This is a genomic window from Microbacterium sp. 2FI (assembly GCF_005502885.1).
In the GTDB taxonomy this organism is placed as follows: Bacteria; Actinomycetota; Actinomycetes; order Actinomycetales; family Microbacteriaceae; genus Microbacterium.
Genome location: NZ_SCMR01000002.1, coordinates 234,893 through 249,961 on the forward strand (window position 1 = coordinate 234,893; position 15,069 = coordinate 249,961).

14 protein-coding genes are annotated in these 15,069 nt (G+C 69.5%); 12 read left to right on the plus strand and 2 right to left on the minus strand.

The features are described 5' to 3' along the window. Positions 1-59 precede the first annotated feature (59 nt). Complete coding sequence (locus tag FFS15_RS03440) at positions 60-1,634, plus strand: Rieske 2Fe-2S domain-containing protein (RefSeq protein ID WP_137843596.1); 1,575 nt, start codon at positions 60-62, stop codon at positions 1,632-1,634. Between the two features lie 17 nt (positions 1,635-1,651). On the opposite strand, the gene FFS15_RS03445 is transcribed toward FFS15_RS03440, so the two are convergent. Both FFS15_RS03445 and FFS15_RS03450 read right to left on the minus strand, forming a co-directional pair. Beyond that, on the minus strand, positions 1,652-2,659 hold the full coding sequence (locus FFS15_RS03445; protein WP_137843597.1) for a radical SAM protein: 1,008 nt from the start codon (positions 2,657-2,659) through the stop codon (positions 1,652-1,654). Positions 2,660-2,683: 24 nt separating this feature from the next. Then, positions 2,684-3,007, minus strand: coding sequence for a hypothetical protein (locus tag FFS15_RS03450; RefSeq protein WP_137843598.1), 324 nt, complete (start codon positions 3,005-3,007; stop codon positions 2,684-2,686). Positions 3,008-3,258: 251 nt separating this feature from the next. Here FFS15_RS03450 and FFS15_RS03455 point away from each other — a divergent pair, with 251 nt between their 5' ends. The 11 genes from FFS15_RS03455 to metK all read left to right on the plus strand — a co-directional run bounded on the left by FFS15_RS03455 (position 3,259) and on the right by metK (position 15,069). Beyond that, positions 3,259-3,795 (plus strand): DoxX family protein, encoded by a 537-nt coding sequence (locus FFS15_RS03455; RefSeq protein WP_137843599.1) that lies wholly within the window; start codon positions 3,259-3,261, stop codon positions 3,793-3,795. 130 nt (positions 3,796-3,925) lie between these two features. After that, positions 3,926-4,456, plus strand: a complete 531-nt coding sequence (gene pyrR, locus FFS15_RS03460) for a bifunctional pyr operon transcriptional regulator/uracil phosphoribosyltransferase PyrR (protein ID WP_137843600.1) — start codon at positions 3,926-3,928, stop codon at positions 4,454-4,456. Beyond that, on the plus strand, positions 4,453-5,436 hold the full coding sequence (locus FFS15_RS03465; protein ID WP_137843601.1) for an aspartate carbamoyltransferase catalytic subunit: 984 nt from the start codon (positions 4,453-4,455) through the stop codon (positions 5,434-5,436). Before pyrR ends, FFS15_RS03465 begins: the two co-directional genes overlap by 4 nt. Next, positions 5,433-6,761 carry a dihydroorotase gene (locus FFS15_RS03470; RefSeq protein WP_137843602.1) on the plus strand — a complete coding sequence of 443 codons (1,329 nt, stop codon included), beginning with the start codon at positions 5,433-5,435 and terminating at the stop codon, positions 6,759-6,761. The genes FFS15_RS03465 and FFS15_RS03470 overlap by 4 nt, the downstream gene beginning before the upstream one ends. Next, a complete protein-coding gene (locus FFS15_RS03475) occupies positions 6,758-7,267 on the plus strand; it encodes a hypothetical protein (RefSeq protein ID WP_137843603.1) in 510 nt (169 codons plus the stop codon). Before FFS15_RS03470 ends, FFS15_RS03475 begins: the two co-directional genes overlap by 4 nt. Further along, positions 7,264-8,418, plus strand: a complete 1,155-nt coding sequence (gene carA / locus FFS15_RS03480) for a glutamine-hydrolyzing carbamoyl-phosphate synthase small subunit (protein ID WP_137843604.1) — start codon at positions 7,264-7,266, stop codon at positions 8,416-8,418. The genes FFS15_RS03475 and carA overlap by 4 nt, the downstream gene beginning before the upstream one ends. Next, positions 8,411-11,698: a carbamoyl-phosphate synthase large subunit gene (gene carB / locus FFS15_RS03485; protein WP_137843605.1), complete on the plus strand. Its 3,288-nt coding sequence runs from the start codon at positions 8,411-8,413 to the stop codon at positions 11,696-11,698. Before carA ends, carB begins: the two co-directional genes overlap by 8 nt. Further along, positions 11,695-12,555, plus strand: a complete 861-nt coding sequence (gene pyrF, locus FFS15_RS03490; RefSeq protein WP_137843606.1) for an orotidine-5'-phosphate decarboxylase — start codon at positions 11,695-11,697, stop codon at positions 12,553-12,555. The genes carB and pyrF overlap by 4 nt, the downstream gene beginning before the upstream one ends. Beyond that, positions 12,548-13,444: a guanylate kinase gene (gene gmk, locus FFS15_RS03495; RefSeq protein WP_137843607.1), complete on the plus strand. Its 897-nt coding sequence runs from the start codon at positions 12,548-12,550 to the stop codon at positions 13,442-13,444. The genes pyrF and gmk overlap by 8 nt, the downstream gene beginning before the upstream one ends. Before the next feature lie 91 nt (positions 13,445-13,535). Further along, positions 13,536-13,790, plus strand: coding sequence for a DNA-directed RNA polymerase subunit omega (gene rpoZ / locus FFS15_RS03500; protein ID WP_137843608.1), 255 nt, complete (start codon positions 13,536-13,538; stop codon positions 13,788-13,790). Positions 13,791-13,875: 85 nt separating this feature from the next. Then, positions 13,876-15,069, plus strand: a complete 1,194-nt coding sequence (gene metK, locus FFS15_RS03505) for a methionine adenosyltransferase (protein WP_137843609.1) — start codon at positions 13,876-13,878, stop codon at positions 15,067-15,069.

Here is a 15,069-nt window from a genome sequence, read left to right on the forward strand (position 1 = left end):
GGCGACCCGCGCGTGCCCCCGCGTAGACTCGTGGGCTGAAGTCACACGGGAGGACGCGCATGCGCATCACCGGCCTCGGCCACGCGGGAATGTTCATCGAGACGGCGGGCGGCAGCATCCTCTGCGACCCGTGGGTGAAGCCGGCGTTCTTCGGCTCGTGGTTCCCATTCCCCGACAATCGGGCGCTCGACTGGGCCACCTACGGCAACGCCGACTTCCTCTACATCTCGCACCGCCACCGCGACCACTTCGATCCGTGGCTGCTCGAGACCTACGTGCCCAAGACGATCGAGGTGCTGCTTCCCGAGTACCCGACCGACGACCTGGAGCAGGATCTGCGCGCCCTCGGGTACGACAACATCACCTACACGCACGCCGGTGAAGTGATCGAGCGCGGCGCGCTGCGCATGATGATCACGCCGCTGCGCGCCCCGTCGGACGGGCCGATCGGCGACTCGTCGCTCTCGATCGACGACGGCACGGCGTCGATCCTCAACCAGAACGACTCGCACCCGCTGGACCTCGACAAGCTCCTGTCGTTCTCGAAGCCCGAGGCGTACTTCACGCAGTTCTCGGGCGCGATCTGGTGGCCGATGATCTACGACCTGCCCCACGACGCCAAGCAGAACTTCGCGCACCTCAAGCGCGAGGCGCAGCACAAGCGGGCGATGTACTACATCGAGAAGGTCGATGCCCCGCACGTCTTCCCCATGGCCGGCCCGCCGATGTTCCTGCGCGACGAGCTTTTCCGCTTCAACGGCCACGGCGCCGAAAACGACTCGATCTTCACCGACCAGGCCGAGTTCATCCGACGCCTCGAGGTCGAGACGCCGCAGTACGCGGGCCACGTCTTCATCCCCGGCACCGTGGTCACGATCGAGAACGGCGCCCAGACGATCGAGCAGACGCTGTACGCGGATGCCGAGATCGAGGCGATGTTCGCCGACAAGTGGGGGTACCTCGAGCAGCAGCGCGCCACGCGCCAGGCCGAGATCGCGGCCGAGGAGGCGTCGCGCGCCGCGGTGCTCCCGCCCGCCGAGATGCTCGCCGCGATCAAGGAGTGGTGGGAGCCCCTGCTGCGGCGCGGCCGCATCTTCCGCGAGGGCGTCGGCGGCCCCGTCCGCTACACGATCGGCGACCTCGACATGGTGGTCGACTTCCCCAAGGCCAAGGTGCGCGAGTATGCGGGGGAGGAGACGTCGTACTGGTTCACCATCCCGGCCGATCTCGTCTCGACCAACATCGCCGACCATGAGATCGACTGGTCGAACTCGATCTTCCTGTCGATGCAGTTCGCCGCCGGGCGCGTGGGCAAGTTCAACGAGTTCATCTACACCTTCATGAAGTGCCTCTCGCGCGATCGCATCGAGTACGTCGAGAACTGGTACGCCGAGCAGTCCGATGTCTCCGAAGACGTGCAGCTGGGAGAGTGGGTGGTGCAGCGCCGTTGCCCGCACCTGCGTGCCGACCTCTCCAAGACCGCGAAGATCGAAGACGGCGTGCTCACCTGCAGCCTGCACGACTGGAAGTGGGACCTCGCGTCCGGCAAGTGCCTGTCGACGCAGGGGCATCCGATCCGGGCGAGCCAGGTCGAGGACGATCTGCACCGTGAGGCGGCGGCGCCCGCGGCGTGAGGCAGTGAGTCCTCGGCTCAGCCGGCGACGCGGAGCGGGAGCTGCTGCGCTCCTCCGGCCCGCACCGCGGCATGCCGGACCTCTTCGTACCAGTTGAAAAACGCCCGGCCGTCGTCGAGTAGCGTGGCGCGAACGCGCGCGCACAGTTCGACGAACGGCTGCTCGTCCCAGTCGGCAGCGAGATCGCAGAGCGCGGCGCTCTCGAGCGAACCCAGGGCGAATCGGCGCGCGAACCCGTAGGTCATCGGCACGACCAGACCGTCGGTCTCGATCACCAGCGGCGAAAGCCAGTCACCGAGCCGCGGCGCCGTCCCCGGGTCCGGGAGGTCGATGCCCTCGATCTCAGCGGGTCGCGCGACATCGACGTGCACGACGACACCCCGATGTGCGGCGCTCTGCATGATCCCCTCGAACATCGCGAATCCGAGTTCTTGTCCGTCAGGCACCGCGTCGCGCAGGTTCTGCGACGCGGCACCGACGGGCTCGAGGGGGTGGACCTGCACGAGCGCCGCCCCGAATCGCTCCGCGAGGAGCACGACGTCCTCGATCTCGTCGACATTGCGCTGCGTGAGGGTGGTGATGAATCCGAACGGGATGCCCGAGCGGGCGACGCCGGCGAGGCGACCGTGCAGCTTCGCGAACGCACCGGGGCTGTTGCGCATCACGTCATGCGTTTCGGGCCTGCCGTCGACCGAGATCGCGAGCACGTCCACGAGACCGGCCAGTTCGCCCAGCCTTCGCTCGCTCAGCAGCAGTCCGTTCGTGGTCACCGTCGTCCGCATTCCGAGCGATCTCGCATGACGGAGGAGCTCGAGCAGCGGACGGTAGAGCAGCGGTTCGCCGCCCGACACGCTGAGCACGCTGTAGCCGAGGGGGACGGCGTCGTCGAGGGCACCCGTCAGCAGCTCGACGGGAGTCGTCGCATCGACCCGGGGGCCGGACGACGAGTAGCAGTGCAGACACGTCAGATTGCACCGCCGTGTGGGGTGCACCTGGACGATGCCCCGATCAGCCGTGAGTCGCATGGCGGGCCCCTCGCGCGCCGTCGATCAGCCCTTGCCGATCGTCACTTCGACGTTGAAGACCTCCGGCCACGGGATCCCCTTCGGGAACAGCCGGATCTCCGCGAGCGGAATGTCCTTGACCAGGTCGAGCACATTCTGGATGACCTTCGCGGCGTGGTCGCCGCCCGACACCGAGAACCCCGCCCGCAGCAGGTCGGGGTGCGGCGTGCCCTTGATGAGCACGTCGTGGATGTCGAACTCATCGAGCGAATCCGACAGGCGCGTCACGAGCGCCTCGTCGATCTCGACCCCTCGATTCCTGTAGGCGTCGATCAGCCGAGCCGATCCGCGCTTGTCCGAGATTTCCATGTCTCCGCCTTTCCTCATCGGGCCGAGTGTCGGCCCGATGACGAAGAGCGCTCACCGGAGAGCCCTGATACCCGCCGACGCGGCGGCGAGCCCCCGATCTTGTAGCTTCCACACAAAGCCCGCGCCGCTCAGCCGGCGCTGCTCTGTGCAGCATCCGACAATCTCGTTGGCCGCGTATCAGCCGAGCCCGCTTCGGATCCTGATCACCGTGCCCGCCGTCGCGGGTCGATCAGTTTCGAAGGAGTCGAGCCATGACCACCATTCCCGTCAGCCACGGCGTTCCCGGCGTCGTCATTCCCACGCGCCGCCCGCAACCGATCCGCGCCGCACTCGCCTTCGTGGCGCGTCTCGAAGCAGGACTCAAGGCGTTCCTCGAACGCTGGAGCGTCCCCGCTCTCCGCGTCGCGCTGGGTGCCGTCTTCGCGGTGTTCGGCGCTCTCAAGCTCATCCCCGGCGCCAGCCCCGTCGAGGGGCTCGTGATGCAGACCTGGGAGAAGCTCACGTTCGGCCTCGTGGGGGGCCAGACCGCGATGATCGCGACCGCCGTCATCGAGATCGCGGCGGGCGCGCTCCTCATCGCCGGTCGCGGCTTCGCCCGTATCGGGCTCGTCGTCCTCGCGTTCGCGTATGTCGGCATCCTCTCGCCGCTGGTCCTCCTCCCCGCCGAGGTCTGGACGACGGCAGGCCCGACGCTCACCGGGCAGTACATCCTCAAGAACGCGGTGCTCATCGCCGCAGCCCTCGTGGTGGCCTCGCAGGTTCTGCGCGGGCCCACGACGAGGCGCTGAGCACACCGCGCCGCCCACCACCGCCGACGAGGCCGATCCCGATTCGGGGTCGGCCTCTTCGCTGTCCTACACTGGGTCGAAAGCAAGCAACCTTTAACACCGTCCTGTGAGGCGGAGAAGGGAGCGGTGGATGAGCGCACGCACTGTGCTGCACGAGGCCGACATCGTCCGGGCACTGACTCGGATCTCACATGAGATCCTCGAGTCGAACAAGGGCCCCGAGAATCTGGTCCTCCTCGGAATCCCCACTCGCGGCGTCACCCTGGCGCATCGCATCGCCGCGCTGATCGCCGACTTCGGCGGATCTCCGGTGGCCGTCGGAGCGCTCGATGTGACCATGTACCGCGACGATCTCCACCGCAATCCGACGCGCGCGCCGAGTCCGACCGCGATCCCCGCCGGCGGGATCGACGGCAAGGTCGTCGTGCTCGTCGACGACGTGCTGTTCTCGGGTCGCAGCATCCGCGCCGCCCTCGATGCGCTTCAGGACATCGGACGCCCCGCCGCCGTTCGCCTGGCGACCCTCGTCGATCGCGGACACCGCGAACTCCCCATTCGCCCCGACTTCGTCGGGAAGAACCTGCCGAGCGCGCGCGACGAACGTGTCAACGTGAGGCTTCGCGAGATCGACGGCGACGACGAGGTGACGATCGGATCATGAGGCACCTTCTCGATACCCGATCCCTCTCACGCGAGGACGCCCTCCGCATCCTCGACGTCGCCGAAGACATGGCCGATACCCAGCAGCGTGAGGTGAAGAAGCTTCCGACGCTCCGGGGCAAGACCGTGGTCAACCTCTTCTTCGAGGACTCGACCCGCACACGTATCTCGTTCGAGGCCGCGGCGAAGCGCCTGTCGGCCGACGTCATCAACTTCTCCGCGAAGGGCTCGAGCGTCTCGAAAGGCGAGTCGCTTCAGGACACCGCCCAGACGCTGCAGGCCATGGGAGCCGACGCGGTCGTCATCCGCCACGGCGCCTCCGGCGCGCCGCGCACGCTCGCCACGAGCGGCTGGATCTCGGCCGGTGTCGTCAACGCCGGAGACGGCACGCACGAGCACCCGACCCAAGCCCTTCTCGACGCCTTCACGATCCGCAAGCGCCGGTTCGGCGCAGACAGCCGCGGCCGCGACCTCGCCGGGGTGAAGGTCACGATCGTCGGCGATATCCTCCACTCCCGCGTCGCACGCTCGAACGTGTGGCTCCTCGACACCCTCGGCGCCGAGGTGACGCTCGTCGCCCCGCCGACCCTCGTCCCCAACGACGTGTCGTCGTGGCCCGTGCGCATCTCGTACGACCTCGACGAGGCGATCGCGGGAGGCCCGGACGCGCTCATGATGCTGCGCATTCAGCTGGAGCGGATGAACGCGGCCTATTTCCCCACTGAACGGGAGTATTCCCGCCGCTGGGGCCTCGACGCCGGGCGTCTCGCGGCACTCGGAGCCGATAGCATCGTCATGCACCCGGGTCCGATGAACCGGGGGCTCGAGATCTCCGCAGAGGCCGCGGACTCGCCCCGCTCGACCGTGCTCGAGCAGGTCGCCAACGGCGTCTCGGTGCGCATGGCCGCGCTGTACCTGCTCTTGGCGGGCGCGGAGAACAGCACTGAGACGACGACCGACTCCGGGAAGGGAACACGATGACCGGCGGGGATTCCACAACCGAGACCTTCGTCTTCCGCGGGGCGCGGATCGAAGGATCCGGCGCCGCAGACGTCATCGTCGCGGACGGCAGGATCGCCGAGGTCGGCAGCCGCCTCAGCCGCGCCGGCGCGACGGTCGTCGACGTCGACGGGCTGATCCTGCTGCCGGGGCTCGTCGACCTCCACACCCACCTCCGCGAGCCCGGGTACGAGGCGTCCGAGACGATCCTCACGGGGTCGCGGGCGGCAGCCGCCGGCGGGTACTCCGCCGTCTTCGCCATGCCGAACACCTCGCCCGTCGCCGACACCGCCGGCGTCGTCGAGCAGGAGCTCGCGCTCGGCGAGGCCGCCGGCTTCGTCACCGTGCAGCCCATCGGCGCCGTCACCGTCGGCCAGAAGGGCGAGCGGCTCGCCGAACTCGGTGCGATGGCCGACTCCCGCGCCCGCGTGCGCGTCTTCAGCGACGACGGCTTCTGCGTGTGGGATCCGCTGATCATGCGCCGCGCGCTGGAGTACGTGAAGGCGTTCGACGGCGTCATCGCACAGCACGCCCAGGACCCCCGCCTCACCGAAGGCGCGCAGATGAACGAGGGCGCGGTGTCGGCCGAACTCGGCCTCGCCGGGTGGCCCGCGGTCGCAGAAGAGTCGATCATCGCCCGCGACGTGCTCCTGGCCGAGCACGTCGGCTCGCGCCTGCACGTCTGCCATCTGTCCACCGCAGGCTCGGTCGAGATCATCCGGTGGGCCAAGCGCCGCGGGGTGAACGTCACCGCCGAGGTGACACCCCACCACCTGCTGCTGACCGACGAACTCGTCCGCGACTACGACGCGCGCTTCAAGGTCAACCCGCCGCTGCGACGCGAGGAGGACGTGCTCGCGGTCCGCGAGGGCCTGGCCGACGGCACGATCGACATCGTCGCGACCGACCACGCACCTCACCCGACGGAGGCGAAGGCGTGCGAATGGCATGCCGCCGCCAACGGCATGGTGGGCCTGGAGAGCGCGCTGCGCGTCGTGCAGCAGGCGATGGTCGACACCGGGCTCATCACGTGGGCCGACGTCGCACGGGTCATGTCACGCGAGCCCGCGCGCATCGGTCGGCTCGCAGGGCACGGCACGCCGCTGACGTCCGGGCACCCGGCATCCCTCACCTTCTACGACGCGAAGCCGATCCGCCCGTTCACCGCGGGCGATCTGCGCGGCCGCAGCACGAACTCGCCGTACATCGGGCGCGAGCTGCCGGGCGAGGTCCGCTGGACCCTGCACCACGGCACCGCCACCGTCGTCGACGGCGCTGTGCTCGACGCACCGGGGGTGCGCGCATGACCCGCACCGGCGCGCTGCTGGTCGTCGTCGCCGTCGCCGTCATCGCACTCGGCCTGATCTCGTGGGCGTGGTGGCGGCGGAGCCGCCGCGACGCCGCGATGAAAGCACCGGTCGGCGAAGCACCCGCCGACGCGATCACCCGCGCCGTCTTCGCCGCGCTCTACGTGGCGACGACCCGCCACGACGAGCCGCTCGAGCGCCTCGCAATCGCTGGCCTCGGCTTCCGCTCGCGCGCAGACGTCACCGTCACCGATCGGGGCGTGGCACTGGACCTCACGGGGCAGCCGCGCATCTTCCTCGACGCGGCGCGCATCATCGACGTCGCCCAGGCGACCGTCGCGATCGACCGCGTCGTCGAGCCCGGCGGCCTCACGCGCCTCTCCTGGCGCCTCGACGACGGCACCGTCGTCGACTCGTATCTCCGCCCGCAGGATGCCTCGGCTCGCGCCCTCGCAGACGCCGTGGCCGGCATCCTCCTCTCCACCCAGACGGGAACCGACGCATGACCTCCCTGTTCCGCTCCGATCCGGCCGTCCTCGTCCTCGAGGACGGCACCCGCCACATCGGCCGCGCCTACGGCGCCACGGGCACCTCGCTCGGCGAGGTCGTCTTCGCCACCGGCATGACCGGCTATCAGGAGACCCTGACCGACCCCTCGTACGCCGGCCAGATCGTGCTCCAGACGGCGCCGCACATCGGCAACACCGGCATGAACGACGAAGACCCCGAGTCGCGCCGCATCTGGGTGTCGGGCTACATCGTCCGCGACCCCTCGCGGGTCGTGTCGAACTGGCGCGCCGACGAGTCGCTCGACGACGCGCTTGTCGGCGACGGCGTCGTCGGCATCAGCGGCATCGACACACGTGCCGTGACGCGCCACATCCGCTCGGCCGGCAGCATGCGCGGCGGGATCTTCTCGGGCGAGGCCGCGGGACTGGATGCCGAGGAGCAGCTGCGGGTCGTGCGCGAAGCGCCGCAGATGGCCGGGCAGAACCTGTCGGCAGCCGTGTCGGTCGCGTCGGCCGAGGTGACGCCGGCGACCGGCGAGCGCATCGGCAACCTCGCGGTGCTCGATCTCGGCGTCAAGCAGGCGACGATCGACAACCTCGCAGCCCGCGGGTTCGACGTCCACGTGCTGCCGCAGGACGTCACGATCGAGGGCATCCGCGCGATCGATCCGGTCGCGGTCTTCTACTCCAACGGACCCGGCGACCCGGCGGCATCCGGTGACCACGTCGCGCTGCTGCGCAGCGTGCTCGACGAGGGACTGCCCTTCTTCGGCATCTGCTTCGGCAACCAGCTGCTCGGCCGCGCTCTCGGGCTCGGCACGTACAAGCTGCCGTTCGGCCACCGCGGCATCAACCAGCCGGTGATGGACAAGGTGACCGGCCGCGTCGAGATCACCGCGCACAATCACGGCTTCGCGGTGGACGCGCCCCTCGAGGGCTCGTTCGACAGCCCGAACGGCTACGGACGCGTCGAGGTCAGCCACGTCGGCCTCAACGACAACGTCGTCGAGGGCCTGCGCGCCCTCGACATCCCGGCCTTCTCGGTGCAGTACCACCCCGAAGCGGCCGCGGGACCCCACGACGCGAACTACCTGTTCGACCGATTCCGCGACCTGGTCATCGCGACCCAGAAGGACAAGAATGCCTAAGCGCGACGACATCAACTCCGTCCTCGTCATCGGCTCCGGCCCGATCGTGATCGGTCAGGCGTGCGAGTTCGACTACTCCGGCACGCAGGCCTGCCGGGTCCTCCGCGAAGAGGGCGTGCGCGTCATCCTCGTGAACTCCAACCCGGCGACGATCATGACCGATCCCGACTTCGCCGACGCGACCTACATCGAGCCGATCAACTGGCGGGTGATCGAGACGATCATCGCGAAGGAGAAGCCCGACGCGATCCTGCCGACCCTCGGCGGTCAGACCGCCCTCAACGCCGCGATCGACCTGCACAACCACGGGATTCTCGAGAAGTACGACGTCGAGCTCATCGGCGCGAACTTCGAGGCGATCAACAAGGGCGAGGATCGCCAGATCTTCAAGCAGCTCGTGCTGGATGCCGGCGCCGACGTAGCCCGCAGCCACATCGCGCACACGATGGACGAGGTGCTCACCGCGGCCGCCGACCTCGGCTACCCGCTTGTAGTCCGTCCCTCGTTCACGATGGGCGGCCTCGGCTCGGGCTTCGCGTACGACGAGAACGACCTCCGCCGCATCGCCGGCGCGGGCCTGCGCGACTCGCCGACGACCGAGGTGCTCCTCGAGGAGTCGATCCTCGGGTGGAAGGAGTACGAGCTCGAGCTCATGCGCGACACCGCCGACAACACGGTCGTGGTCTGCTCGATCGAGAACGTCGACCCGGTCGGGGTACACACCGGCGACTCGATCACGGTCGCCCCGGCGCTCACCCTCACCGACCGCGAGTACCAGAAGCTGCGCGACATCGGCATCGACATCATCCGCGCCGTCGGCGTCGACACCGGCGGCTGCAACATCCAGTTCGCCGTGGATCCCGCCAACGGCCGCATCATCGTGATCGAGATGAACCCGCGCGTCTCGCGCTCGTCGGCCCTGGCGTCGAAGGCCACCGGCTTCCCGATCGCGAAGATCGCCGCCAAGCTCGCGATCGGCTACCGCCTCGACGAGATCCCCAACGACATCACCAAGGTCACCCCGGCGAGCTTCGAGCCGACGCTCGACTACGTCGTGGTGAAGGTGCCGCGGTTCAACTTCGAGAAGTTCCCCGCAGCCGACACCACGCTCACCACGACCATGAAGTCGGTCGGCGAGGCGATGGCGATCGGCCGCAACTACGCCACGGCCCTCCAGAAGGCGCTCCGCTCGCTCGAGAAGCGCGGCTCGAGCTTCCACTGGGGCCCCGAAGACCGCACCGCAGACGAGCTGCTCGAGATCGCGAAGAAGCCCACCGACGGCCGCATCGTGGTGCTCCAGCAGGCGCTTCGCAAGGGCGCGACGCTCGAGCAGGCGTTCGAGGCGACCAAGATCGACCCGTGGTTCCTCGACCAGATCGTCCTCATCAACGAGGTCGCCGACTTCGTCGCGAGCGCCGGTGAGCTGGATGCCGCCACCCTCCGCGTCGCGAAGGAGCACGGCTTCAGCGACGCCCAGATCGCGGAGCTGCGCGACGTCGCCGAGGCCGAGGTGCGCGGCATCCGTCATGGTCTCGGGCTCCGCCCCGTCTACAAGACGGTCGACACGTGCGCAGGGGAGTTCCCGGCGCTCACGCCTTACCACTACTCGAGCTACGACGCCGAGACCGAGGTGACGGCATCCGACCGCACCAAGGTGGTCATCATCGGGTCAGGCCCCAACCGCATCGGCCAGGGCGTGGAGTTCGACTACTCGTGCGTGCACGCCTCGTTCGCCCTGTCGGACGCCGGCTACGAGACCGTCATGGTCAACTGCAACCCCGAGACCGTCTCGACCGACTACGACACCAGCGACCGCCTGTACTTCGAGCCGCTCACGCTCGAAGATGTGCTCGAGGTCCTTCACGCCGAAGCCCAGTCGGGCAAGATCCTGGGCGTCATCTGCCAGCTCGGCGGCCAGACGCCGCTGGGCCTCGCGAAGGGCATCGAGCAGGCCGGCTACACGATCCTCGGCACGAGCCCCGCCGCGATCGACCTCGCCGAGGAGCGGCAGCTCTTCAGCGAGATCCTGGATGCTGCGGGCCTGATCGCACCGCGCCACGGCACCGCGACCGACGTCGAGGGCGCCGTCGCGATCGCCGAGGACATCGGATACCCGGTCCTCGTCCGACCGAGCTTCGTGCTCGGCGGCCGCGGCATGGAGATCGTCTACGACACCGCGGCACTGCGCGACTACTTCCTCCGCACGGCCGGCGAGGTGATCGTCGAGCCCGGCAAGCCGCTGCTGGTCGACCGCTTCCTCGATGACGCCGTCGAGATCGACGTCGACGCGCTCTACGACGGCGACGAGCTGTACATCGGCGGCGTCATGGAGCACCTCGAAGAGGCCGGCATCCACTCGGGCGATTCGGCGTGCACGCTGCCGCCGGTCTCGCTCGGGCGGTCCGAGATCGACCGCGTGCGCATCGCGACCCAGGCGATCGCCGAGGGCGTTGGAGTGCGGGGCCTCCTCAACGTGCAGTTCGCGATCTCGGCGGGCGTCCTCTACGTCATCGAGGCGAACCCCCGCGCGAGCCGCACCGTGCCCTTCGTCTCGAAGGCGCTCGGCATCCCGCTCGCGAAGGCGGCGAGCCGGATCATGGCGGGATCGACCATCGCCGAGCTCAAGGCCGAGGGCATGCTGCCCGCGCAGGACGGATCGCGCGTGCCGCTGGACGCCCCCGTCGCCGTCAAGGAGGCCGTGCTGCCGTTCAAGCGCTTCCGCACCGCCGACGGCCAGACGGTCGACTCGGTGCTCGGGCCCGAGATGCGCTCGACCGGCGAGGTCATGGGCATCGACCGCGACTTCCCGACGGCGTTCGCGAAGTCGCAAGAGGCTGCCTACGGCGGCCTGCCTCTCGAAGGGACCGTGTTCATCTCGGTCGCCGACAGCGACAAGCGCGCGGTAATCCTGCCCGCCCACCGCCTGCAGGAGCTCGGCTTCACGCTCGTCGCGACCGAGGGCACCGCCGAGATCCTCGCCCGCAACGGCATCGAGGTCACCGTCGTCAACAAGTTCTCGGCGACGCAGGAGTCGGGCGAGACGAACATCGTCGACCTGATCAACGCCGGCGAGATCGACATCATCGTGAACACGCCCTCGGGTGGCAGCGCACGTGCCGACGGCTACGAGATCCGCGCGGCGGCGGTCGCCGGCGACAAGGCGCTGTTCACCACGATGGCGGTGCTGGGTGCCGCGGTGAGTGCCTTGCCGGTGCTCCGCGAAGGCTTCCGCGTGCGGAGCCTGCAGGAGTACGCGGCAGACCGGGCGGTGGGCAGGTGATCGGGTTCGGCCAACGCCTGCTCTCGGCGCTCGACGCGTACGGGCCGCTGTGCGTCGGCATCGATCCGCACGTGCACCTGCTCGCGGAGTGGGGATTGGATGCCGATGCGGCCGGTGTCCGCGAGTTCGGGCTGCGGGTCGTGGACGCCGCGGCGGGACGCGTGGGCGTCGTCAAGCCCCAGGTCGCCTTCTTCGAGGCGTACGGGTCGCGAGGCTTCGCGGCGCTCGAAGAGGTGATGGCCGCGGCCCGCGCCGCAGGCCTCCTCGTCATCGCCGACGCCAAGCGCGGAGACATCGGCACCACGATGGACGGCTACGCGGCGGCGTGGCTCACCGCCGGCGCACCGCTCGAGGCGGATGCGCTGACGCTCAGCCCCTACCTCGGCGCCGACTCGCTGCGCGCGACCCTCACGACCGCGGTGAGAAACGGCAAGGGCGCGTTCGTGCTCGCCGCCACCAGCAACCCCGAGGCGTACGCGGTGCAGAGCGCGCGCACAGTCGACGTGGCCGCGACCGACGACCAGTCCGTGGCCGAGCGCGTCGCGCGCGACGTGGCCTGGATCAACGGCTCGGTGGCCTTCGACGGCGGCCTCGGCCCGATCGGGCTCGTGGTCGGCGCGACCGTGGACCGCACCGTCATCGGCCTCCCCGACGACGCCCTCCGCGGCGCACCGCTGCTGGCCCCCGGCTTCGGGGCACAGGGCGCTCGACCGGTGGACCTGCCGGCGCTCTTCGGACCGCTCTCGCCGAACGTCGTCGCGAGCGAGAGCCGCAGCATCCTCTCCGCCGGTCCCGCAGCCCTCGCCGGCCGCATCGCCGAGCACGCCGCCCAGTATCGGGAGCACGCCCATGACTGATCCCCGCAGGCCCCCCGAGGTCGACCGGGCCGCCGCTTCCCGGCGCGCCGTCGCCGCGCGCCGCGAGCGCGCGAACCTCAAGAAGGACGTCGCGATGCGGGTCATCACGCCGCAGGAGCTGCTGCGGCGTGCGCTGTCCGACCCCGCCTCGCCCGCCGGCGCGATGCGGATCACCGAGTTCCTCACCAGCATCCCCGCCATCGGCGAGGGCAAGCGCGACAGCATCCTCTCCGAACTCGCGATCTCGCCCGTGAAGCGCCTCGGCGGTCTGGGCGCGCGCCAGCGGGTGGACCTGCGCGCGTACCTCGACATGCGCTGGCCCGAATCGCAGCCGCGCGGCGGTCGCAGCCGCCTGGTCGTCTTGGCGGGGCCCACCGCCGTCGGCAAGGGGACCGTAGCCGCCCACATCAAGGAGCACCACCCCGAGATCCACCTCTCGGTGTCGGCGACGACGCGTCCGCCGCGGCCCGGCGAAGTCGACGGCGAGCACTACTACTTCGTCGACGACGCGGAGTTCGACCGGCTCATCGCCGAGGGTGAGCTGCTCGAACACGCCACCGTGCACAACGCGCATCGCTACGGCACGCCCCGCGGCCCGATCGAGCGCGTCCTCGCGGACGGCCGTACGGCGCTGCTCGAGATCGACCTGCAGGGCGCGCGCCAGGTCCGGGCGGCCGAGCCCTCGGCGACGCTCGTGTTCCTGCTGCCGCCCAGCTGGGACGAACTGGTCCAGCGCCTGGTCGGCCGCGGCACCGAAGGCGACGAAGAACGGGCGCGACGTCTGCGCACTGCGAAGACCGAACTGGCCTCGCAGGCCGAGTTCGATTTCCGCGTCGTCAACGACGACGTTGCCCGCGCCGCCGACGAAGTCGCCCGGCTTGCGCACTGACCGGCCCCGACTCGCGTAGAATGAGGGGATTGCCTCGGCTCGGCCGCGGCGTCTCACGCTTCCCACCGTCATCCGATCCAGGAGGATTCCCATGGCCGGAACGAACCAGGGCATCATCGAGCCCCCCATCGACAGCCTTCTCGAGAAGGTGGACTCCAAGTACCAGCTCGTGATCTTCGCGTCCAAGCGCGCGCGCCAGATCAACGACTACTACTCGGACCTCCACGAAGGCAACCTCTTCGACAACGTCGGGCCGCTCGTCGACTCCACCGTCGAGGACAAGCCGCTCACGATCGCGATGCACGAGATCCACGAGGACAAGCTGCGTCTGCGCCACGTCGAGTAGACATTACTCAGTGATGCCCTCGGCTGCGGAGATGTCCGCCACCGGGGGCATACTGGTGCCCGCACACTTCCGACCTGGAGCATCGATGACCGACCTGCGTCTGTTCACGTCCGAATCCGTCACCGAGGGGCACCCCGACAAGATCTGCGATCAGATCTCGGACGCCATCCTCGACGCGATCATCGCCGAGGATCCGCGCGGTCGCGTGGCCGTCGAGACGCTGGTCACGACCGGTCTCGTGCACGTCGCCGGCGAGGTGTCGACCTCTGCCTACGTCGAGATCCCCGCGATCGTGCGCTCGGTCGTCAACCGCATCGGCTACACCTCGAGCGAGACCGGCTTCGACGGCGGATCGTGCGGCGTGAGCGTCTCGATCGGCGCGCAGTCGTCCGACATCGCCGCCGGTGTCGACAAGGCCTTCGAGCGCCGCGAAGACGGCTCGGAAGACCCGCACGATCTGCAGGGCGCCGGCGACCAGGGCATCATGTTCGGCTACGCGACGACAGAGACCCCGCAGCTCATGCCGATGGCGGCGTGGACCGCGCACCGCATGGCCGAGCGGCTCGCCGAGGTTCGCCGCTCGGGCGAACTGCCGTTCCTGCGTCCCGACGGCAAGACCCAGGTCACGCTCGGCTACGACGGCCAGACGCCCCGCACCGTCGACTCGATCGTGCTGTCGACCCAGCACAATCCCGACATCTCGCAGAAGGCGCTGCGCGCCGCAGTGCGCGCCGAGGTCATCGACCCCGTGCTCGAGGCCACCGGGCTCGACGCGCGTGACGTGAACTACTACATCAACCCGGCCGGTCCCTTCGTGATCGGCGGACCCAAGGGCGACGCCGGCCTCACCGGCCGCAAGATCATCATCGACACCTACGGCGGCGCGTCTCGCCACGGCGGCGGGGCGTTCAGCGGCAAGGATCCGTCGAAGGTCGACCGCTCGGCCGCGTACGCGATGCGCTGGGTCGCCAAGAACGCGGTCGCCGCGGGTCTCGCAGACCGCCTCGAGGTGCAGGTCGCCTACGCGATCGGCAAGGCGAAGCCCGTCGGCCTCTACGTCGAGTCCTTCGGCACGGGGCACGTCTCCGACGAGACGATCACCCGCGCGATCCTCGATGTCTTCGACCTGCGGCCGAAGGCCATCATCGACCAGCTCGATCTGCTGCGGCCGATCTACGCGCAGACCGCGGCGTACGGCCACTTCGGCCGCGAGCTGCCCGACTTCACGTGGGAGCGCACCGACCGGGTCGACGACCTGCGCGTGGCCGCCGGTCTCTGA